The sequence below is a fragment of the Clostridium uliginosum genome (assembly GCF_900112485.1).
GTDB lineage: Bacteria > Bacillota > Clostridia > Clostridiales > Clostridiaceae > Clostridium > Clostridium uliginosum.
Genome location: NZ_FOMG01000006.1, coordinates 1 through 21,744, shown reverse-complemented (window position 1 = coordinate 21,744; position 21,744 = coordinate 1). Strand labels below are relative to the sequence as shown.

The 21,744-nt window shown below is 29.5% G+C and carries 20 protein-coding genes; all 20 read right to left on the bottom strand.

Annotated features, from left to right (window positions below; all coding sequences use genetic code 11):
- Window positions 1–8: 8 nt before the first annotated feature.
- Entirely contained in the window at window positions 9–419 is a 411-nt protein-coding gene (flgN, locus tag BM027_RS05580; protein ID WP_090089505.1) for a flagellar export chaperone FlgN, read from the bottom strand.
- A gap of 3 nt (window positions 420–422) precedes the next feature.
- Complete coding sequence (gene flgM, locus BM027_RS05575) at window positions 423–698, bottom strand: flagellar biosynthesis anti-sigma factor FlgM (protein WP_090089504.1); 276 nt, start codon at window positions 696–698, stop codon at window positions 423–425.
- Between the two features lie 179 nt (window positions 699–877).
- On the bottom strand, window positions 878–2,068 hold the full coding sequence (gene fliY / locus BM027_RS05570; protein ID WP_090089503.1) for a flagellar motor switch phosphatase FliY: 1,191 nt from the start codon (window positions 2,066–2,068) through the stop codon (window positions 878–880).
- On the bottom strand, window positions 2,061–3,056 hold the full coding sequence (gene fliM, locus BM027_RS05565; protein WP_090089502.1) for a flagellar motor switch protein FliM: 996 nt from the start codon (window positions 3,054–3,056) through the stop codon (window positions 2,061–2,063). Before fliM ends, fliY begins: the two co-directional genes overlap by 8 nt.
- A gap of 24 nt (window positions 3,057–3,080) precedes the next feature.
- Complete coding sequence (locus tag BM027_RS05560; RefSeq protein ID WP_090089501.1) at window positions 3,081–3,476, bottom strand: chemotaxis protein CheW; 396 nt, start codon at window positions 3,474–3,476, stop codon at window positions 3,081–3,083.
- A 22-nt stretch (window positions 3,477–3,498) separates the two neighbouring features.
- Complete coding sequence (locus BM027_RS05555; protein WP_090089500.1) at window positions 3,499–3,858, bottom strand: response regulator; 360 nt, start codon at window positions 3,856–3,858, stop codon at window positions 3,499–3,501.
- 18 nt (window positions 3,859–3,876) lie between these two features.
- On the bottom strand, window positions 3,877–4,476 hold the full coding sequence (locus BM027_RS05550) for a chemotaxis protein CheC (RefSeq protein ID WP_090089499.1): 600 nt from the start codon (window positions 4,474–4,476) through the stop codon (window positions 3,877–3,879).
- A gap of 24 nt (window positions 4,477–4,500) precedes the next feature.
- Window positions 4,501–6,537, bottom strand: a complete 2,037-nt coding sequence (locus BM027_RS05545; RefSeq protein ID WP_090089498.1) for a chemotaxis protein CheA — start codon at window positions 6,535–6,537, stop codon at window positions 4,501–4,503.
- Window positions 6,538–6,549: 12 nt separating this feature from the next.
- Window positions 6,550–7,317, bottom strand: coding sequence for a CheR family methyltransferase (locus BM027_RS05540; protein WP_090089497.1), 768 nt, complete (start codon window positions 7,315–7,317; stop codon window positions 6,550–6,552).
- A gap of 10 nt (window positions 7,318–7,327) precedes the next feature.
- Window positions 7,328–8,437 carry a protein-glutamate methylesterase/protein-glutamine glutaminase gene (locus BM027_RS05535; protein WP_090089496.1) on the bottom strand — a complete coding sequence of 370 codons (1,110 nt, stop codon included), beginning with the start codon at window positions 8,435–8,437 and terminating at the stop codon, window positions 7,328–7,330.
- A gap of 13 nt (window positions 8,438–8,450) precedes the next feature.
- Entirely contained in the window at window positions 8,451–8,939 is a 489-nt protein-coding gene (locus BM027_RS05530; RefSeq protein WP_090089495.1) for a chemotaxis protein CheD, read from the bottom strand.
- A 9-nt stretch (window positions 8,940–8,948) separates the two neighbouring features.
- Entirely contained in the window at window positions 8,949–9,398 is a 450-nt protein-coding gene (locus BM027_RS05525; protein WP_090089494.1) for a chemotaxis protein CheW, read from the bottom strand.
- A gap of 13 nt (window positions 9,399–9,411) precedes the next feature.
- Window positions 9,412–11,418 carry a flagellar assembly protein A gene (locus tag BM027_RS05520; protein WP_090089493.1) on the bottom strand — a complete coding sequence of 669 codons (2,007 nt, stop codon included), beginning with the start codon at window positions 11,416–11,418 and terminating at the stop codon, window positions 9,412–9,414.
- Window positions 11,419–11,528: 110 nt separating this feature from the next.
- Window positions 11,529–12,335 carry an aminotransferase class IV gene (locus BM027_RS05515; RefSeq protein WP_423230318.1) on the bottom strand — a complete coding sequence of 269 codons (807 nt, stop codon included), beginning with the start codon at window positions 12,333–12,335 and terminating at the stop codon, window positions 11,529–11,531.
- A 300-nt stretch (window positions 12,336–12,635) separates the two neighbouring features.
- Complete coding sequence (locus BM027_RS05510; RefSeq protein ID WP_090089492.1) at window positions 12,636–13,274, bottom strand: HAD-IB family hydrolase; 639 nt, start codon at window positions 13,272–13,274, stop codon at window positions 12,636–12,638.
- Between the two features lie 406 nt (window positions 13,275–13,680).
- Window positions 13,681–14,874: a pyridoxal phosphate-dependent aminotransferase gene (locus BM027_RS05505; protein WP_090089491.1), complete on the bottom strand. Its 1,194-nt coding sequence runs from the start codon at window positions 14,872–14,874 to the stop codon at window positions 13,681–13,683.
- A gap of 600 nt (window positions 14,875–15,474) precedes the next feature.
- On the bottom strand, window positions 15,475–15,864 hold the full coding sequence (locus BM027_RS05500) for a DUF1292 domain-containing protein (protein WP_090089490.1): 390 nt from the start codon (window positions 15,862–15,864) through the stop codon (window positions 15,475–15,477).
- A 398-nt stretch (window positions 15,865–16,262) separates the two neighbouring features.
- Window positions 16,263–19,772 carry a pyruvate:ferredoxin (flavodoxin) oxidoreductase gene (gene nifJ / locus BM027_RS05495; RefSeq protein WP_090089489.1) on the bottom strand — a complete coding sequence of 1,170 codons (3,510 nt, stop codon included), beginning with the start codon at window positions 19,770–19,772 and terminating at the stop codon, window positions 16,263–16,265.
- Window positions 19,773–19,878: 106 nt separating this feature from the next.
- On the bottom strand, window positions 19,879–20,304 hold the full coding sequence (locus tag BM027_RS05490; RefSeq protein WP_090089488.1) for a flavodoxin domain-containing protein: 426 nt from the start codon (window positions 20,302–20,304) through the stop codon (window positions 19,879–19,881).
- 154 nt (window positions 20,305–20,458) lie between these two features.
- Window positions 20,459–21,532 (bottom strand): undecaprenyldiphospho-muramoylpentapeptide beta-N-acetylglucosaminyltransferase, encoded by a 1,074-nt coding sequence (locus BM027_RS05485; protein WP_090089487.1) that lies wholly within the window; start codon window positions 21,530–21,532, stop codon window positions 20,459–20,461.
- Window positions 21,533–21,744: the final 212 nt, after the last annotated feature.

The window sequence follows — 21,744 nt, the reverse complement described above, 5'->3', positions numbered from 1 at the left end:
TATATTATTTATTTTCTTAAATTCCCATATGAATTATAAGTTTTTATATCTCTACTCGGATTCATTAAAGCTAACATTTTTGTATTAAATATTATTTCTTGCTTTAATAAAACTTCGTTTGTTTCTTTTCTAATTGTTATCTTATCTAATGTATCTTTTATCTCATCATAATTTTTCTTTAGATCTTCATTTTCACTATCAGTTACAATTTTTATCATGCTTTCTTTGCCAATCAGTTTTCTTCTATTTATCTCTTCCGCAGCAATCTTTTTATTGCATTCATTTAATTTATCAACTAAACCTTCTAATCCAAATGCATCCTTATCCATTATCATCTTATATTGTGTATCTAATAGTAATAACAATTCTTTTAATGCATCATTTTCAATTTTTACTATTTGGGTAATATTACTTATCATACTTTAGCTTTTCCCCTCCTTTATAGAATCTAATATACTTCTAGCAGTTAACTTCGCATCTACTGAATATGTTCCATTAACAATCTTTTCTCTTATCTCTTCTACTTTCTTTGTATTATCTATATTATTATCTAAAGAATAATCTTTAAGAGATTTTCCAAGTGAAGATATTTCAATTCTGTCTGTTTCTTCTTTTTTATTTACTTTACTTATCACTTTATTTGAATTTGTATTATATATATTAGCCACTGTTTGTGCATTAATTCTGTTAATACTCATTTATTTCTCCTCCATTTTTTATTATCTAATTTTATTATCGTACATTTATATATTAAGTTTAGGCATTTACAAGAAAATAATACCTTATCTTTATTAAAAAGCACCCATATGGTGCAATAATTTAGCACTACATGGGTGAAAAATTTAAAAATAAAAGCACCCAGCTTGTGGGTACTTAATTATTTTAGTGATCTTATTCTTTCTGCACTACTTACTATATTAGTTATTCTTACTCCAAAATTTTCATCAACTACAACTACTTCTCCAAATGCTATTTTCTTTCCATTAACTAATATTTCAACTGGCTCTTCTGCAAGTTTTTCTAATTCTATTAATGAACCAGTACTTAAAGTTAATATGTCTTTAATATTTTTTTTAGTTCTACCTAAAACTACTGAAATATCTAATGGAACATCTAATATTAAGTCTATGTTTTTAGGTACAGAAGAAGCTGATCCTTGAACTAATGGTTCAAAAGCTGCTGCATGTACTTCAACTGGTTGTTGCCTTACCTGTGGAGTCTCAATAATTGGCTTTTCATACATAGAACTTGTAGTTTGTTGCATTTGTGGTTGCTCATAATGAACTGGCTCTTGTGCTGAAACTACTTGTGGTTGTTCAACATATGTAGATTGTGTAGACTGTGAAGATTGACTTTGTACACTTGGTTCATCACTATCTTCTTTGCCCATCATTATTGATACAATTTTCTTTGCAGTTTCCATTGGTAATATTTGCATTATATTACTATCTACAAGGTCACCTATAATCATTCTAAATGAAACTCTTACTATTTTTTCTTCTTCTTGTAATGTTTCTGTAATAGGTTCATCTCTTTCCTGCCATAATTTTGATGATGGTGGAGATATATCAATTTTTCTTGAAAACATTGTAGCCATTGAAGTAGCTGCCGAACCTATCATTTGATTCATAGCTTCTTGTACTGCACTAATTTCAATTTCTGATAATTCTACATTTTCTGCTACTTCTCCAGTTCCACCCATCATAAGATTTGCAATAACTGCTGCATCTACTGTTTTTATAACTAGTATATTTCTACCTACTATTCCAGCTGTATACTCAACATCTAAAACAATATTTGGAGTTTCAAAAGAATCCTTTAATTCTCTTAATGTTGTTAATGAAACTACAGGGGTTGTTATTGTTACATTTTGATTAATAATTTGATAAAGAGCTGTTGACGCTGACCCCATTGATATATTTCCTATTTCTCCTAGCAGATCTCTTTCAATGTCAGTCAATTGGCCTTCCTCATTCACCTCTTCAGTTTCTTTCACTTCTTTATCTTTATCATCATCTCCATTTAGGAGTGAATCTATTTCTTCTTGTGATAGAAAACTATTACTCATACTCTTTCACTTCCTTGTCTATTATATCTAAAATAGCAACACCAATATTTTTCCCTGTTATACCAGGTTTAGCATAATAGCACTCTTTATTTCCTACATATACCTTTATTGGAGATGAGCTCTTATTATCAAGTTTAATAACATCACCTTCTGTAAGCTTTAAGAAATCATCTACTATTAAATGTGTACTTCCTAGTTCTGCTACAACATCGATATCAACTTTTTGAATGCCTTCTTCTATTTTAGTTCTTGATTCAGCCATTAACAGTTCATCATCATTTTGGAACCAATATTGTACTACTAATTTATCTAGTACTTTTTCTATACTTAAATAGGGAATACATATGTTCATAAATGTACTATGTTCTCCAAACTCTACTGAAAATGTAATTAATGCCACCGGCTCATTAGGTGCCAGAGTTTGGTTTATTGCTGGGTTAGTTTCTATTCCTTCAACCTCTGGATTAACAGTTAAAATATCCTCCCAAGCTAATTTCAAATTGCTTATCATTCCACTTGTAATTTGCTTAATTATATTTTTATCTATATCTGAAAATTCCTTGCTCTCAACTTTTCTATCCCCACTACCGCCAAGCAAAATATCTATTATTTGAAATGACAGTTGAGGATTTGTTTCAAATATTATTGTACCCGTTAAAGGATGCATCCTAAACATTGTTATGATAGTAGGATTTTGTACAGAATGTATAAATTCCTCATAGGTTATCTGTTCTACAGTTTCTATCCTAACCTTAACATTTTTTCTTATTTGTCCTGTTAAGTAATTAGAAATTATTCTAGCAAAATTATCATGAATTAATTCAAGAGTCCTTATATGATCTTTTGAGAACTTTTGAGGACTCTTAAAATCATAAAGTTTTATTTTATGTCTTTCTTCATCTTTAGGCACAGCCTCTGATTCTAATTCTCCTGTAGATAAGGCAGATAACAAGGCATCTATTTCACTTTGTGATAAAACATCTGCCATTTTCTTTACCCCTCATTTCATCTTTTAATTTAATAATTTATCAATGTTTATTATTGTCAAAAGTTTATCTTCATAATTTATTATGCCCTTTATATAATCAAGTGCATTATTATCATCTAATTTTTGGATGTTTTTTTCATCTATATCTAAAACTTCATCAACTTCATCAACTGATATTCCAATTTCTTCATCTTTAACAGTCAAAATTATTATGTTGTTTTGTTCAGTACTAGAATTAACATTTAAAAGTAAATTTATATCTACAAGTGATTTTATGCTTCCTCTTAAATTTATTAATCCTTTAATATAACTAGGAGCCTTTGGTACTCTAGTGATTCCCATTATGTCATTAATACTTTGAACTCTTTCAGTTTCAACTGCAAAGTGTTCATTTCCTAACTTAAATACTACTATTTGCATTTAATACACCCCCATACTTGTTTTAGGCAAGTACTTTTTTGATTGCTTCTAATACTCTATCTGCTTGAAATGGTTTCACTATAAAATCTTTTGCCCCTGCTCTTATTGCATCCATAACCATTGATTGTTGACCCATTGCTGAGCACATAATTATCTTTGCATTAGGATCAAATGCTCTTATTTGTTTAACGGCTTCAATACCATCTACATCCGGCATTGTGATATCCATTGTAACAACATCTGGTTTCTCTTTTTTATACATCTCTACAGCAATTGCTCCATTACTAGCTTCACCTACTATTTCAAAATCATTCTTCTCAAGTATGTCCTTTATCATCATTCTCATGAATGCTGCATCATCTACGATTAAAACTTTAGCCATATAATCTTACCTCCAAAATTAATTTACTCCAATTGATTTTAATATTTTTTCTAAAGAACCTGGCATTGGAACATAATAAAAATGTGCTCCAATCTCCTCTTGTGTATCATCTAAGAAAACAGTCTCGATGTCAAGTATATTTTCAGCATATTGACAAGATTCTGCAAAAGTTGTGGTTAATATAGCACTAAGCATATCATATGCAACTGCTGGAACGGATGGAATAATATGAAGATTAGTAAACTGTGCTATTGCGTTCATATATGAAGCTGAAATTATATTTGTTATTTCACATAACACAGAATTTCCAAGTTCACCAATAACTTCTTCTCTCATTCCTGTTAATTTTTCTATGATATCCTTAGCTCTATTGCCATCAAAGACTAAAAGGATATTACCTGTAATATCTCCAAGTACTCTAATAACAATACCAGCAACTTCTTCTTCACTATTTAATTCAATAATATCTTCAAGTTGTACTATATTTACTGCTGGCACTGTCATATCAATTTTTTCAGATATCATTATAGAAAGAGCGGTTGCAGCATTTCCTGCTCCAATATTAGACACTTCTTTTAATGCATCTAATTGCATACTATTAAAATTAGTTTCTTCCATTTTTTACCTCCTATAACATTATAGTTATAATAATGCACCTACATCTAATATCAATGTAACAAGTCCATTCCCTAAAATTGTAGCTCCAATGTATTGATCTAATCCTTTTAATGTTTCTCCCAATGGTTTTATTACTATTTCTTGTTGTCCGAGTAATGAATCTACTAGTAATCCTATTGTTTTGTCTCCTACATTGACTATTATAACAAATTTCTTCTCAGTTTCGCCAGCCTCTATATCTAATGTTTCATTTAATCTTACTAATGGAATTACATTATCTCTATAAATAATAACTTCCTTACCATTACTTGTCTTTATATTTTCTTCTTTATAGTCGATTACTCTATCTATAAAACCTAGTGAAATGGCAAGTGTTTCTTCTCCAATTTTTACAAGTAAAGCTTGTATAATTTGTAGTGTTAGTGGAAGTTTAATTACAAAAGTTGAACCTTCACCTTGTTTGCTAAATAAGTCTACAGTACCTCCTAGTGCCGAAATTTTTGTTTTAACAACATCCATTCCAACTCCTCTACCTGAGATGTCTGTTACTACTTCATTAGTACTAAATCCTTGAGCAAAAATTAAATTTTTAATATCATTATCTGATAATCCATCTGTATTTATACCTTTTTGCTCAGCTTTTGCTTTTACTCTAGCAACATCTATTCCTGCACCATCATCTATTACTTTAATTAATGCTTTTGTTCCCTCTTGATATGCAACTAGTTTAACTGTTCCAACTGGATTCTTTCCTGCTGCAATTCTTTCTTCTTTTGATTCAACGCCATGATCTGCTGCATTTCTCAAGAGATGTATTAGTGGTTCTCCAATTTCATCTATAACTGTTCTATCTAATTCTGTTTCTGCACCTTCTATAATAAAATTAATTTCTTTATCTAATTCTATTGAAACATCTCTTATCATTCTTGGGAACCTATTAAATACAGTATCTAAAGGTAACATTCTAATTTTCATTACTAAGTCTTGAAGATCAGATGTTGTTCTTCCAACTTGTTCTAGTGTTTCATTTAATTCTTGTGACTTATGATCAATTACTATTTGTTCAAGTCTTGTCCTATAAATTACAAGTTCTGAAACCATATTCATTAAATTATCAATTCTTACTAAATCAACTCTTACTGACTGATGAGCTTTTTTGGATTCTTTTTTTACAGCATTTGACTTATTTACTTTATTTTCTGCTGCAGGTTTATGTACCTCAGCTTCTTTAAGTGCAGTAGTTTTAGAATCTTCTATAACTTTTTCTTGAACTTCTTTTGGTGTGATTTCATCAATATTAATTTCTATCATAGACACTTCAGCTTTAACAACTTCTGAAATTCCATTTACTAAGTCAATTATTTCATCAACAGTATCATTAGTTATTAGTATAAAGCTTAACTTTAAATCAAAGTCTTCATTTTCAATCTCTTCTGTTGAAGGTTCTGATTTCAAAATTTCACCGTGATCTTCAAGATCTTTAACTATTAAAAAAGCTCTTGCTGATTTAAGCAATGTATTTTCACTTAAATAAACTTTTATTTCCATAACATTAAAGGACTTTTCTTTAGCTTGCTTTATTACAGATATATCATATTCATTTAATTTAAGTTCACAATCTCCAGATTGCTCTTCTTTATCTTGAATCTCTACTAAAGGCTCTTCATTATTATCTGTTTTCCCTTCTAGTGCTATATTTTCTAAAGAATTAATTATACTTTCTATATCAATTTTATCATCTACTCCAGATTGTATATTATCAATCATCTTTTCTAATGTATCTAGACAATCAAATAAAACAGTTACAACCTTTTGTGTTACTTTTAATTCTCCATCTCTAAATTTAGCTAATACATCCTCCATTTTATGGGTTAATTCTGCAACATTAGTAAATCCCATAGTTGCAGCCATACCTTTAATTGTATGTGCCACTCTAAAAATCGCATTAACTTTATCAGTATCATCTGGATTTTGTTCTAAATCTAAAAGTGACTCATTTAATGTTTGAAGATTATCTAAAGATTCCTCTAAAAACATGGTCATATATTGAGATGTATCCATTATTACCCCTCCTTAAAGCTTTTTATAAATAAATGTAGCTGCTTTTTCGAAACCATAGTCTTTATAATTATAAATACTTTCTGTAGCTCCTACAAATAAAAAACCACCTTTTTTTAATGAATTACTAAACCTTTTATAAATTTCTGCTTTAGTATCATTATTAAAATAAATAACAACATTTCTACAAATAATAAGATCGAAATTATTTTCATATCTATCCAAAATCAAATCATGTTTTTTAAATGTAACCATAGATTTAATTTTATTACTTATATAATATTTATCATCTTTAATCTCAAAATACTTATTTAAATCATTACTTTTTATGTTTTTCATTTCATTATTTGTGTATTCTCCAAGCTTAGCTTTAGATAAAATTGTATTATCAATATCAGTTGCTATTATAGTATGTCTTCCGTTAGGTGATATCCTATTTAGAATCATACCTATAGTATATGGTTCACAGCCTATCGAACATGCTGCACTCCAAATTTTTAAATTTGGGTTATTATGTAATAACTCTGTGCTGATTTTCTTTTCTAAATCATCAAATAACTCAGGGTTTCTAAAAAATTCAGTAACATTTATTGTAATGAAATCTAAGAATTTTTGTCTTTGTTCGCTATCACACTTTATCACCTTTGTATATTCATCTAGTGATTTTATACCAACTCTGCTCATCAAACTATCTATTCTTCTATTAAGTTGATCAGGCTTATAAGCAGATAAATTTATTCCTAATTCTCTGTGAACCCACTTATGAAAATCATTAAAATCCATATTTTCCCTCCTAATGTTTTTTTACAATCTTTGTTATTTCTTGTGCTATATTATTAAGGGGCAAAACTAAATCTACTTTTCCAGTTTCAAATGCTGCTTTTGGCATTCCATAAATTGTACAAGTTGATTCATGTTCAGATATTGTGACCCCACCATAATCTTTTATGTGCTTAGTTCCATCTGCTCCATCTCTTCCCATACCTGTTAAAACAGCTGATACTAAATTACCCCCATATACTTTTATTGCAGAATCAAAAAGCTTATCTACTGCTGGTCTAACTCCCCAAATAGCTGGCTCTTCATTTAAATGTATTTTGCCATCTTTTCCAACAGTCATATGATATCCACCCTTTGCAATATATATTGTATTATTTAAAATTTTCATTCCTTCTTCCGCTTCAAAAACTCTAACATTGCAAAGTCTATCTAACCTTTCAGCAAAAGCTTTGGTAAATCCTTGTGGCATATGTTGTACTACAAATATAGGTACTTCAATATCATTTGGAAACTTAGTTAATACTTGTTGAAGTGCCTTAGGCCCTCCAGTAGATGCTCCAATAACTACAGCATCAATTTTTTTATTTTTAACGTTAGTTACATTAATATGTTCATGTTTCTTTATTTCTTTAGATTTTGTATCATATGTTAAACTGCTTGTTGAAGCTACGCTTGCTGTAGCTACACTTGAAATTCTTCTTGTTTTGTTACTAATATTTCTTCTTGTAGCTATACTTCTGATTTTTTGTATTAAGTCTTCTTGTATTTTCTTTATATCAAGTGATATGCTTCCTGAAGGTTTTTGTATAAAATCAATTGCTCCATTTTCCAAACATTCCATGGTTTGTTCTGAACCTTTTGATGTCACACTGCTTAGCATAATTACAGAATAATTTTTACCCATCTTATTTAATTCTTTAAGCGTTGTTAATCCATCCATCTCAGGCATTTCTAAATCTAAGGTAATAATATCTGGATTATATTGATCTACTTTTTGAACAAGTTCTTTCCCATTCCTAAACTTTGCTATAACTTCAAAATCTATTTCTTCATCTATCATCTCCGATATTAGCTTTCTCATAAATGCTGAATCATCAGTAACAACAACTTTTATTTTACTCAAATCTATCACCTCTTTACAATTCCACAATTCCAATTCCAACAATTTTCAGTGTAACCTTACCATCTAAAGCCTCTACAATCATTGTTCTTCCTTTATTCCCACCTACTTGTTCTGCTATAATAGGAATTCTTAAATCACCTAATGATTTTTTTACAGCTATAGCATTTCTCTTGCCTATATCACCTACCATGCTTTTATCAGAAAAGTTAAACATAGAAGCTCCTCCAGCAATTTTTGCTATTAAATTTCTTCTCCTGCAACCTTTTTCTTCCATCTTCTTAATCAAAATAGGAATAGCAAGATCTGCAAATTTCATTGGATTAATTACACTTTTAAATTGAGTGCTATCTGGAAGCATTATATGTGATAATCCAGCTAATTTTAGAGTTTTATCATACAGTGCTATACCTATACACGATCCTAAACCTATAGTCATGATTTTTCCTGGTGATAATACTAAATTCAAATCTGCTATTCCAACTTTTACGTCTGTATTCTCCATTTTTCCCCCCTAAAATATACTTTGCTCTTCCTCTAAAGACAAGATCTTATCTAAATCTAAAAGAATCACTATATTATTTCCTAATCTTATCAGACCCTTAATATATGTTCTTGATATTGAAGCTGTAATTGGCGGAGAGACTTCTATTAAGTCATTATCAATATCTTTAACTTCATAAACATTTTCTACAATAATTCCAAACTTTTTATCGTCTCTTTTTACAACTATAATTTTTCTATTTTCGGTATCTTTATCTTCTCCAAAGTTAAACTTTTTTGATAAACTTATTATTGGAAGAATACTTTCTTGATAGTTTATCACTCCTTTTACAAATGAAGGTGCTTCTGGAAGAACTGTTGGTTCTTCGTATCCTAAAATTCTTTCTACATCCTTTATATCCGTTGCGTAGTGTTCATCATTTAAGCTGAAAATTAATATCTTCATTTCATTACTTGCCATAATCTTTTTCCTCCTATAATAAAAACTTGTCAATAGTTATCATTCCATCTTTACCCAAATATGCTTTTACATCACGGGATGCTACATCTAATACAACTTGCTTTTCTCCAAAACAAAAAGTAGTATTTTGGTAAGCTACATCAGCTGTAATAATTCCTTTCTTAGAAACCTCTAATCTAGTAACTACCCCTGCTATACTCCCTACTGTTCTTACTTTTATTTCATTTCCAGCACATAATATGCCACCTCTAGATACTGCTCCGCTTTGTGTAAATTCTATATTATTCAAAGCTGTTACTTGAGAAACATATTGACCTTTACCGGTTATAAATACATTTCCTGAAGCATTTATTTTGGAATCTTGAGAATAACTTACATATATGTCTGTAGGAATAGTTGTTTCTTCTCCTAATGTATTCATTTCTTTTTTTATTAACTGCTGAAAGTCATGTAATTCAAAGAAACTTTTTATTTTAATTGGTCCAAGACCTAATAGTTTATCTCTAATAAAATATAATATTTCATTTTCACTTATTCCATTACTTAAATTGTGACTTATAATAAGCATGGACAAACGAGGAATACTTTTAAATTTGTTTTCTATTAATAGCTTAATAACTTCTCCATCAGTTTTCTTTACGCCTAAAAGTTTTTTATCTTTTATCTGTTTTACAGAATCAATTAATTCCTCTATTGTATTATCGTACTGTTTTAATATTTCTAAATACTTTTTCTTATTAATATCTTCAGCTCCTGATGTTATTGTAGAATTTAATGCATTAGCTAAAATGGTAACCTGCCCACCAGCTATTACATTTGCATCTTCTACATTGTGCTTAACAATAACTGAATTTCCTACTTTAACTTCTGTTCCACTTTTTACACTACCATTTATTTCTACATCTCCTATAAAATGTATATTTCCACTTTTTATATCAACATCATCTATGCTATAAATTTTATTAACACAAAAAACACCTGCTTTAGATGAAGGTCTACCTTCTATGGTTGCTAATATCTTATTTTCTCTAAGAATACATCCTTCTCCTGTTTTTATAGGTATTTTTTTTGCATGAATCCTGTGTATTTCTTTTCCAAATATATCTTTTCCATCTTTTCCATCTTTACCTGTGATTTTTTCCGCTAAAACTTCATTTATCTTTATAGTTGAAATTGAATACATATTTCTGTAATCTATTTTTTCATCATCATCTTTTAATATTCTTTTCTTATTTGTTTCAAAAAATACGTTAATAGTATCAGGAATATCTTCTACAACTGAATCCCCTTTAGCAATTAACACCTTTTCTTCATTGTTTTTTGCACATACCTCTTCTAAATTTTCTTTTATTATTCCATGGACAATTTTATTATCCTTTAATAGTAATTGTAATTCACCTAAAGTATATTTAGGTGGATATTTCCCTGCAACTTTTTTTGCTTCAAGAACAAGATTGTCACAGCATGGCTTGTCTTTTAATTCATAATGATATTCTGGAGTATATTGTATTATTATATACGCCTCCATACCATCTTCAGAAGTAGATATATGAACTTTTCTAGTTGCCTCTTCTTTTATAGATTTACTCTCAATATTATCAATACCTCTTACTACTACTGTTCCCTTGCATTCTTGTTCATTAACAAAAAGAGTAATTCCAAAACAAGACTCTAACGTTACATAATTATTATTTACATAGTCACAATCAGAAATTATTATTTCTCCATTTTGTACCTTAATTCCACTTTGTAATTTTTCTTCTTTAATATCTATTGTATTAGTACATATATCATTTTCTATTGTTTCTTGCATTTCATCTGTATTTTTTTCAGTAACTATTGTATCAATACTTTTATTAATTACATCACATTGCGAAACTTCTATTTTAACTTGTTTTCTAAAAAACGTATTTTTTCGTTCAATAATAGTATATTTTAAGCATTCTTTTGAAACCTGTAACTCACTAGACGCCTTCTCAAGGCATTTGTCTAATGTAGTAGCAGAAAATAAGAGACTCATAAAAATTCAACTCCTATAAAAAATAATTGTTTTTCTTAGTATACCATATGGTAAAATAATTTTATATATCCTATTTTGTCAATATTCCTTATTAATTGGGTATTTTCTATCTAATTTAGTCGAATATAGTCGTCTATTTCATTATTATAACATTCCATTAACTTCCTGATAATTTTATTGTCTTTATTCATATCCATATCATTTACTTTATTTATTGGAAGTATTTTAGGAGATGTCCCGCATATAAACATTCCTTGTAATTTATTAATATCTGAATATTTATACTCTATTTCTCTAACTTCAATATTATTATCATTAGCTATTTTAATTATTTCCCCTCTTGTAACTCCAGGGAGTACTGATTTAACAGGAGATGTTAAAATGATGTTATTTTTCACCATAAATATATTGGATTTGCTTCCTTCTGTTATATATCCGTTTCTGTCAACTAAAATAGCTTCATAAGCATAATTTTGTTTTATTTTATTATTAACTTTGTCTCTAAAACTTTGATTAATTATTTTTGCATTAGGATTATCTCTTTCTCCAAAATACAAAATGGTTTTAACTCCATTTTCATACATTAATTCACTTGGGTATGAATGTTTTATGAAAAAAATTCTTAATAACTTCTCACTTACATTATAAGTTATCTTTATATTTCCTTCTATTTTATTGTTTTTTTCTATTAATGTATTTATATCTTTTACTATTTCATCATCATTTAAGCAATACTCTATATTTATTAAATTAAAAGAATTTTTCATCCTAGCTAAGTGATTTTCTAAAAAAAGTGGCTTTCTATCTATTATTCTTAAAACTTCATAAACAACCTTACTATCTTTATTTATTTCATTTATTGTTCTTACTTCTTTAGCCATAGAATTTTCAATTAAAAATTCACCAATAACATCCAAAAATAACATCTCCTATTTTTAAATTTAAATTATTTTATTTTTTTGCTATGTTTTAACAGAGTGTTGATATTGTTATATAATAGCGAACTGGCATTGAAATTTGCTTTGTAGAACTCTTAATGAATATTTGTACTATTAATTGCTTGTCACAATCTTTGATTGGGAGCATGCATTAATAGGACTAATATTAATTTTAGAGTTCTTAAAGTAAATTTCACCGTCCATGAGCTTTATATAACAATATCAACACGGTTTTAAAACAAAGCGTATTTTTTTAATCTTTGAAATCAAATTACATAATTACTTCCACTTCAGAATTTCAATTTCGTGGTTTTTTTTATAGTTTATTAAATAAGGCTTTCCAACTAAGTCTAATAAAGGTTTATCTGATAAAGAATCTGAAAACATATATGATTCTTTAAAATCAACATCTATATTTTCTTTTTCAAGAAATTCTTTAAGTCTTCTTACTTTCTCTTCACCCTTGCAATTTTCTCCGTCCATTTTCCTTATGAATTTTCCATCTTCAAAACTAAATTTAGTTCCTATTACTTTATCAACTTCTTTAATATCATAAAATTTATTTATATAAAATTCTGGTGAAGCAGATATTAAATAAATATCAAATCCTTCATTCTTTAACTTCTTAATCATTTTAAGAGCATCTTTATATAATATATTACTTAGGCTTTCTTTATAAAAATTCTCCACAATATAGCCTAATTCCTTTTCTTCTGTCCCATCTATGAATTTTAAAAATTTTTCTTTCACCTTTTTTTCATCATATCTTTTTATCCCATACATTATTCCACAATATAAAGCTCTAGGTAAAAATTTTATATTCTTAAAATCTTTCTTTATAGAATATTTAAAGAATTCCATGAGAGTTTCTCTTTTTGTGATTGTGTAATCTATATCAAATATTGCAATTTTCTTCATAATTATTTTCTTTCTCCTTAAATTAAGGCACATGAAAGAAAATAATAGACCAAATTACGTCGTATATTTGGTGTCATACAATGAGGCAAATTCGGTTAATGACCGGCTATTAGCTAAATTTGCTGACGTGAGTAGAAAGCCAAAAGTGAGAATCGAAATTTTATATTTCGTTCTTCGAACTTTCACACCGTGCAACCTATGATTTTGTGTGATCACTTACTCAGCGAGTGTATACGAGTCGAACTTCCTTATTACGTAAAATAGACAATCATACTGGTCTATTATTTTTTAAAATGTGCCCAAGTATCTTTCAATCCTTAAAATATCAATAAAATTTGTTCAAAAAAACCTCATGTTCAAAACAAGAGGTTTTTATTTTTATGAACATATCAACACATAACATTATCTATTTAATTTTACTTAAAAATATAGATAATCTATCAATTCCCTTTTCTATTATATCCATTGATGTTGCATATGATAATCTTATATAATTGTCTAATCCAAATCCGGCTCCTGGTATTACTGCAACTTTCTCTTCTTCTAGTAATACTTTAGTAAAATCAAGCGAATTATTAATACTTTCTCCTTTAAACGTTGTGTTTAAATATTTTTCTATATTAACCATTACATAAAAAGCACCACTTGGTTTTATAATAGATATTTCATTTACTTTGCTTAACTTATCTATCATAAAGTTTCTTCTACTTTCAAATTCTCTTACCATTTTTTCAAGTTCTTCTTCTGGTCCTGTTAATGCTTCCAAAGCTGCATATTGAGCTATTGAATTAACATTTGATGTCATATGACTTTGAATGCTAGTCATAAGCTTAGTAATTTTTTCACTAGCTGCTACATAACCTATTCTCCAACCTGTCATTGAATAAGTTTTTGATAATCCATTTATAACTATTGTTCTATTATAAGCATCTTCATTTAAGCTTGCTATGCTTATATGTTTTTCTTCGTCATATATTAATTTTTCATATATCTCATCTGAAATTATATACAAATCATGTTTTTTAGCGAAATGCGCTATTTCTAAAAGTTCTTCTTCATGATATATAGTTCCTGTTGGATTATTAGGACTATTTATTAATATCGCTTTTGTCTTATCAGTAACAATGCTTTCTAGATGTTCAACTGTATATTTATAATTGTTTTCTTTAGAAGTTTCTACGAAGACAGGTACTCCATCAGCTAATTTCACCAATTCAGGATAACTCACCCAATATGGCACTGGAATTAAAACCTCATCTCCCGGATTTAATATAGACATAAAAGTATTTGCTAAGCATTGCTTTGCTCCTGTTGATATTGTTATTTGATTTAGCTTATAGTCTAAGTTGTTATCTTTTTTAAACTTATCACATATGGTTTTTTTTAATTCTACTATTCCTCCCGCTGGAGTATATTTTGTCTTTCCTTCTTCCATTGCTTTTATTGCAGCATTAATAATATTTTGTGGAGTATTAAAATCGGGCTCTCCAGCTCCAAAACTTACTACATCTACTCCCATTTTTTTTAATTCCTTTGCTTTGGCTGTAATCTCCAAAGTAATTGATGGGTTAATATTTTCAGCTTTTTTACATAATTGCATGTCATTCTCCTCCATCGTTTTATAAATTATTATAACTTCTTTATTATTTCATTGTTCCAAATTAAAATTCCTTAATTGTTTATATAATTTTATAAGATATCTCTTCATTAAATATATAAGTTCCAATAAAGTTTGTTCATTAATATAAATCTTAGAATATTTACAAATGTTATGACTCACCAGTATCGTTAGTAACTTATATAGAACATATATATATAATAATAATTTATCTTACTTTTATATTTAAATTATCATATCCTACTTGAGTTTATTGACAATTCTTGTTGTCAATTTAGGCACATTAAATAAACTAATAGTTCAAATATGTACATTTATCACTTCCATATACAATAAAATATAACATTAATACATGAGCTTGTAAATAAGGCATATTCAAAAAAATAACAAGTCAGTATGTTAGTCTATTTTGTGTCATACTGTGTCGGTAAAATCAGTTAATAGTCACAGCTATTAACTAATCTTACCTCCTTGTCTGTCACAAAATATACGTTGCATCTTCGACTTGTTATTTTCTTGCATATGCCTAACAATAGGCTTTAGCAAACTGCTAAAGCCTAAAGGAATTATATAAATATTATATTATTCTTGTCCTGCTACATCTTCTTGATAATAAGCTGATACTCTATCAAACTCTTCTTCTTCTGGGACTACAAGTTCTTCTCCTTCTGTTCTAAAAAGATAAACTGAATCCTCTTCTGGATTTTGAGCTAAGATGTATTCTTTTTCTTCAAATTCAAAAACATCAATTATAGGGCATGAAACGATGTTTCCATTATCATCTTCCAAATCTACAACGAAAGATTCTTCATCTTCGCATCCACAACCACATTCATGGTCATGATCTCCACAGCCACATTCGTGATCATGATTGTGTTCATGTTCACCACATCCACAGCTATTTTCTTCGCATCCACAACTATTTTCATTTTCTGCGCATCCACATCCGCATTTTTCTAAATCTTTATCCATAATTTAATTTATACCTCCTTATTAAATACATATACAACTGCATTTGTTTATGTATAACACTTGCCTAGAATTATATATGTGTTAATCTCCATATTAATTCTACCCTTAAATGACTAAAATTAAAACCCTTAAAATAAATTTTTTTTAAATTTCATACATCTGAGTAGAAGTTAGATATATAAAAGAAAATAATAGATTAAAAATGCGTAGTATATTTGATGTCAGACAAGCAAACAAGTTTAGCCAACACATTATATCTTAATATACAGACATATTAGTCTATTATTTTTTGAATGTTCCTTATTAAATAAATTAATGAGTTCCATTCAGATATATAAAAAAGGATGATCATTTCTGATCATCCTTTATATTTATATCTCTAATTTAATTAAATACTATTATTGATTAGCTAACTTTTTGTATCCTTCTAATCTTTCCATAGCATCTTGATGAGTCTTTTCAAATAAAGCATCAGCAGCTTCTGGGAATGCCTTAGCAAGTGAAGCATATCTTACTTCTCCCATTAAGAATTCTTTAAAATCAGCTGTTGGTTCTTTAGAATCTAATGAGAATGGATTCTTAGTTCCTTTTAATTCTGGATTGAATCTATACATAGACCAGTATCCACAATCAGTAGCTCTCTTAGCTTCTAATTGGCTATTACCCATACCTATTCTTATACCATGGTTGATACATGGAGCATAACCTATGATTAATGATGGTCCCTTATAAGCTTCTGCTTCTGCAATAGCTTTAAGCGTTTGGTTCTTATCAGCTCCCATATTAATTTGAGCTACATATACATAACCATAAGTCATAGCCATCATACCAAGGTCTTTCTTCTTAGTCTTCTTACCACTTGCAGCAAATTTAGCTATTGCAGCAGTTGGAGTAGATTTAGATGATTGACCACCAGTGTTTGAGTAAACTTCTGTATCAAATACAAATATATTTACATCTTCTCCAGTAGCTAATACATGGTCAACTCCACCGTATCCGATGTCGTAAGCCCATCCATCTCCTCCGAAGATCCATTGTGATCTCTTAACTAAGTATTCTTTATCTTTTAAGATAACCTTAGCTAATTCGTTGTTAGATTTTTCTAAAGCAGTAACTACTTTATTAGCTCTATCTCTAGTGCCAGCTCCTTCTTGAGCATTATCTAACCAATCTTGAAGAGCAGCTTTTGCTTCATCTTCGATTCCAGCAGCTATTGCTTTTTCAGCATTTTCAGCTATTCTTTGTCTTATAGCCTTAACTCCTAGGTACATACCTAATCCATATTCAGCATTATCTTCGAATAATGAATTAGCCCATGCTGGACCATGTCCATTGTGGTTAGTTGTGTATGGAGTTGAAGGTGCTGATCCACCCCAGATTGATGAACATCCTGTTGCATTAGCGATCATCATTCTATCTCCAAATAATTGAGTTATAAGCTTAGCATATGGAGTTTCTCCACAACCTGCACAAGCTCCTGAGAACTCAAGTAATGGTTGTTCAAATTGGCTACCCTTAACTGTATTCTTGTTCATTGGGTTAGCTTTTGGAGCTACTACGTCCATTGAATAATCCCAAGCTTCTATTTTATTATGTTGACTTTCTTGTGGTTTCATAATTAATGCCTTGCCTGGTGCTGGACATATTTGAGCACAGTTTCCACATCCTGAGCAGTCTAAAGGTGCTACTGCCATTGAGTAGAATAAAGGTGTTTCTGTCTTTAATCCCTTAGCAGCTACAGCTGTTAATGATTCTGGTGCAGCATTCTTTTCAGCTTCTGTTAAAAGAACAGGTCTGATTACAGCATGTGGACATACCATTGCACATTGGTTACATTGGATACATTTTTCTGAATCCCATTCTGGAACATTTACAGCAATTCCTCTCTTTTCGAAAGCTGCTGTACCTGCTTCAAATGTACCATCTTCCATTCCAATGAATGTTGAAACTGGAAGGCTATCTCCTTCTTGTCTGTTCATTGGAATAACTATATCTTTAACGAAGTCTGACTTCTTCTTAGTATCAGTTGTTTCTGCATCCTTAGCTGTCTTCCAAGCTTCTGGAATTTTTATAGCAACTATTGATTCAACGCCCTTATCGATAGCAGCATTGTTCATATTAACAACTTTTTCACCCTTCTTACCATAAGAAGTTATAACTGCATCTTTTAAGTACTTAATAGCATCTTCAACAGGGATGATTTTTGCTAGCTTAAAGAAAGCTGATTGCATTATCATGTTGATTCTTCCGCCAAGACCTATTTCTTGAGCTATAGCTACAGCATTTAAAGTATAGAACTTAATATTATTGTTTGCTATAAATCTCTTGTATGATGCTGGTAATTTTTCTTCTAAATCTTCTGGGCTCCAGATAGTATTTAATAAGAAAGTACAACCTGGCTTTAATCCATCAACTACATTGTATTTGTGGATATATGATTGGTTCGAACAAGAAACAAAATCTGCTTTATTAATTAAGTATGGTGACTTAATTGCTTTCTTACCAAATCTTAAGTGAGATACTGTAATTCCGCCTGATTTCTTTGAATCATAGAAGAAGTATCCTTGAGCATACATGTCTGTATGATCTCCAATAATCTTGATTGCACTCTTGTTTGCTCCAACAGTACCATCTGATCCTAATCCCCAGAACTTACAAGCTGTAGTTCCTTCTGGAGTAGCATCTATATCTTCAGTAACTTCTAATGATTTATTTGTAACGTCATCAACTATACCTATAGTAAATCCATTCTTTGGTTGTTCTTTTGCTAAGTTTGCATAAACTGCAGCAATATGTCCTGGATTTGGATCTTTAGATCCTAAACCAAATCTACCACCAACAATAATTGGTGCATTTTCTTTACCATAGAATGCATCTCTAACGTCTAAGTATAATGGTTCTCCAGCAGCACCTGGTTCTTTAGTTCTATCAAGAACAGCAATCTTCTTAACAGTGTTTGGAATAGCTGCTATTAATTTTTCTATTGAGAATGGTCTGTAAAGTCTTACCTTAACAACACCAACTTTTTGTCCATTAGCATTTAAGTAATCTATAGTTTCTTCACATACATCAGTTGCTGAACCCATTGCTATGATTATTCTGTCTGCATCTGGTGCACCATAATAATCGAAACAGTGGTATTCTCTGCCAGTTAACTTAGTTATTTCAGCCATGTATCCTTCAACTACGTCTGGAAGTTCGTCATAGAACTTATTTACAGATTCTCTTTCTTGGAAATAGATATCTGCGTTTTGTGCAGTTCCTCTAGTTACTGGATGATCTGGATTTAATGATCTAGCTCTGAAAGCTTCGATTGAATCCCAATCAACCAATTTTGCTAATTCGTCATATTCAAGAACTTCAATTTTTTGTATTTCATGAGAAGTTCTAAAACCATCAAAGAAATTACAGAAAGGAATTCTTGTCTTAATAGCTGTTAAATGAGCTACTGGAGCTAAATCCATAACTTCTTGAACTGATCCTTCTGCAAGCATTGCAAAACCAGTTTGTCTTGCTGCCATAACGTCTTGGTGATCTCCAAAAATGTTTAATGATGAAGTAGCTAATGCTCTTGCTGATACATGGAATACTCCAGGTAACATTTCACCTGATATTTTGTACATATTTGGTATCATTAATAATAAACCTTGTGAAGCTGTATAAGTAGTTGTTAAAGCTCCAGCTTGTAATGAACCATGAACTGCACCAGCTGCTCCTGCCTCTGATTGCATTTCCATAACTCTTACTGGTTGTCCGAATATGTTCTTTCTTCCTTGTGCAACCCATTCATCAACATGTTCTGCCATTGGTGATGATGGTGTGATTGGGTATATTGCAGTAACTTCTGTAAAAGCATAAGATATGTGAGCTGCTGCAGTATTACCATCCATAGTTTTCATTTTTCTCATCGCGTGACCCCTTCTTTCTATTATTTAAAAATTTAAATTTAGAAACTAAATTTAAAATTATATTATAAAAGTAAGTCTTAATGACTACCTTAATAAACAAACTTTATCATTGTGCAAGTTTTTTACCTAAAATTGTTGCATATTCCAATTGTTCCTTTGTTGGCGTCTCTTTTACTATTAATTCTCCAAGCAAATTAAGCCCATATGATTTCATTGTATGCGCCCATAATTTCATAAACGTATCCTGAATCCATCCATGAGTTCCGAATAAAACACAATTTTTGTTCTTAATAGGTAAATCTCTTAAACTTTCAAGAAATGGCTGCATATCTTGTTGTTCTATATTATCTTCATCCATTGCAGGACTTCCAAATGCTACAGAATCTGCATCTAAAACATCTTGAATTGTTGCATCAGTAACATGTTTTAAAGTTACATCTGCACCTGCCTCTTCAGCGCTATCTGCCATCATATTAGCAAGAATTTCTATATTCCCACCACAACTCCAATAAATGATTGACACCTTTTTCATAAAATAGCACCTCATCCTTTCGTTAAATAATTAACTTTCTTCATAAAATAAAATGAACCTACATACTTTATTATATATCACATATTTTTTTTTGCAAGGTTTGATTGTTCAATCTCTAAGTAAATATACAAATTTTTCTTATATAAGTGTAATATTATTTTTTTATACTATTTAATATAACATCTATTATTGAATCTATACTATCTTTTGCCTTTTCGCTATTCATAGCATTAATAAGTTCATCCTTTCTGTTCTTTAATTCTATAATTTTATTATATAAAACATCCTCTTTAATTTCTTCTTCTTCTAACATTAATGCATACCCTTCTTTTTTAAAAGAATTAGCATTTAAAATTTGATCTCCTCTACTTGCTTTTTTTGAAAGTGGTATCAATAATGTTGGTTTTTTTAATGCTAAAAATTCAAAAATTGAATTTGCTCCTGCTCTTGATATTATATAATCAGCAGTTTTCATAAAATCTGGAAGTTCCTCTGTAACATATTCAAATTGTTTATACCCTACTACCTTTAAGAGATCATTATCTATATTTCCTTTTCCGCAAATATGAATTACATTAAAATCCTTTAATAATAATTTTAGATTTCTTCTTATTTCTTCATTTATTATTTTAGAACCTAAGCTTCCACCCATTATTAATAAAATCTCTTTATCATCTTTAAATCCGCAAATCTCTCTTCCTCTATTTCTATTACCACTTAGTATTTCTTGTCTTATAGGGCTTCCAGTTAAAACTCCTTTATTGTTTTTTATAAATTTTAAGCTTTCTCTAAATGTTACACATAATTTATTACAAAAAGGTGCTGATAATTTATTAGCTAATCCTGGTGTCATATCTGACTCATGAGCTACTACTGGTATCTTTTTTAAGTATGCTGCAATAACAACAGGAACTGCTACAAATCCGCCTTTAGAAAATATAACATCTGGTTTTTCTTTAGTTAAAATTTTATTAGCATCAACAACCCCTTTTAATACTTTAAATGGATCCGAGAAATTTTTAATATCAAAATACCTTCTTAATTTTCCTGATGATATTTCAAAATAAGGTATATGATTTTTTTTAATTATCTCTTTTTCTATTCCATCCTTGCTTCCAATATATTTTATTTCAAATCCATTTTCCTTTAATGCTGGTACTAATGCTAAATTAGGTGTTACATGTCCGGCTGTTCCTCCACCTGTCATTATTAATTTATATTTGTACAAAACTAATTCATCCTCTCATTTATTATTTTTGCTACAAAGTTGAACTAAGTCATTAAATTTTTGCAATTTTTAAAACATTTTATTTTTTTGAAAATGCCTTCATATTATTTTATTTAATAGGTTGTTGAATAACTAATTTTTACAAATATTTATTTAAAAAATATTCTTAGGAATCATAAATTCCAAGGATATTTTCTCGTTTTGATTCCTTG

Bases quoted from the DNA above. Each gene is read 5' to 3' on its own strand.
- flgN (WP_090089505.1), bottom strand. From the start codon at position 419: ATGATAAGTAATATTACCCAAATAGTAAAAATTGAAAATGATGCATTA.
- flgM (WP_090089504.1), bottom strand. From the start codon at position 698: ATGAGTATTAACAGAATTAATGCACAAACAGTGGCTAATATATATAAT.
- fliY (WP_090089503.1), bottom strand. From the start codon at position 2,068: ATGAGTAATAGTTTTCTATCACAAGAAGAAATAGATTCACTCCTAAAT.
- fliM (WP_090089502.1), bottom strand. From the start codon at position 3,056: ATGGCAGATGTTTTATCACAAAGTGAAATAGATGCCTTGTTATCTGCC.
- BM027_RS05560 (WP_090089501.1), bottom strand. From the start codon at position 3,476: ATGCAAATAGTAGTATTTAAGTTAGGAAATGAACACTTTGCAGTTGAA.
- BM027_RS05555 (WP_090089500.1), bottom strand. From the start codon at position 3,858: ATGGCTAAAGTTTTAATCGTAGATGATGCAGCATTCATGAGAATGATG.
- BM027_RS05550 (WP_090089499.1), bottom strand. From the start codon at position 4,476: ATGGAAGAAACTAATTTTAATAGTATGCAATTAGATGCATTAAAAGAA.
- BM027_RS05545 (WP_090089498.1), bottom strand. From the start codon at position 6,537: ATGGATACATCTCAATATATGACCATGTTTTTAGAGGAATCTTTAGAT.
- BM027_RS05540 (WP_090089497.1), bottom strand. From the start codon at position 7,317: ATGGATTTTAATGATTTTCATAAGTGGGTTCACAGAGAATTAGGAATA.
- BM027_RS05530 (WP_090089495.1), bottom strand. From the start codon at position 8,939: ATGGAGAATACAGACGTAAAAGTTGGAATAGCAGATTTGAATTTAGTA.
- BM027_RS05525 (WP_090089494.1), bottom strand. From the start codon at position 9,398: ATGGCAAGTAATGAAATGAAGATATTAATTTTCAGCTTAAATGATGAA.
- BM027_RS05520 (WP_090089493.1), bottom strand. From the start codon at position 11,418: ATGAGTCTCTTATTTTCTGCTACTACATTAGACAAATGCCTTGAGAAG.
- BM027_RS05510 (WP_090089492.1), bottom strand. From the start codon at position 13,274: ATGAAGAAAATTGCAATATTTGATATAGATTACACAATCACAAAAAGA.
- BM027_RS05505 (WP_090089491.1), bottom strand. From the start codon at position 14,874: ATGCAATTATGTAAAAAAGCTGAAAATATTAACCCATCAATTACTTTG.
- BM027_RS05500 (WP_090089490.1), bottom strand. From the start codon at position 15,864: ATGGATAAAGATTTAGAAAAATGCGGATGTGGATGCGCAGAAAATGAA.
- nifJ (WP_090089489.1), bottom strand. From the start codon at position 19,772: ATGAGAAAAATGAAAACTATGGATGGTAATACTGCAGCAGCTCACATA.
- BM027_RS05490 (WP_090089488.1), bottom strand. From the start codon at position 20,304: ATGAAAAAGGTGTCAATCATTTATTGGAGTTGTGGTGGGAATATAGAA.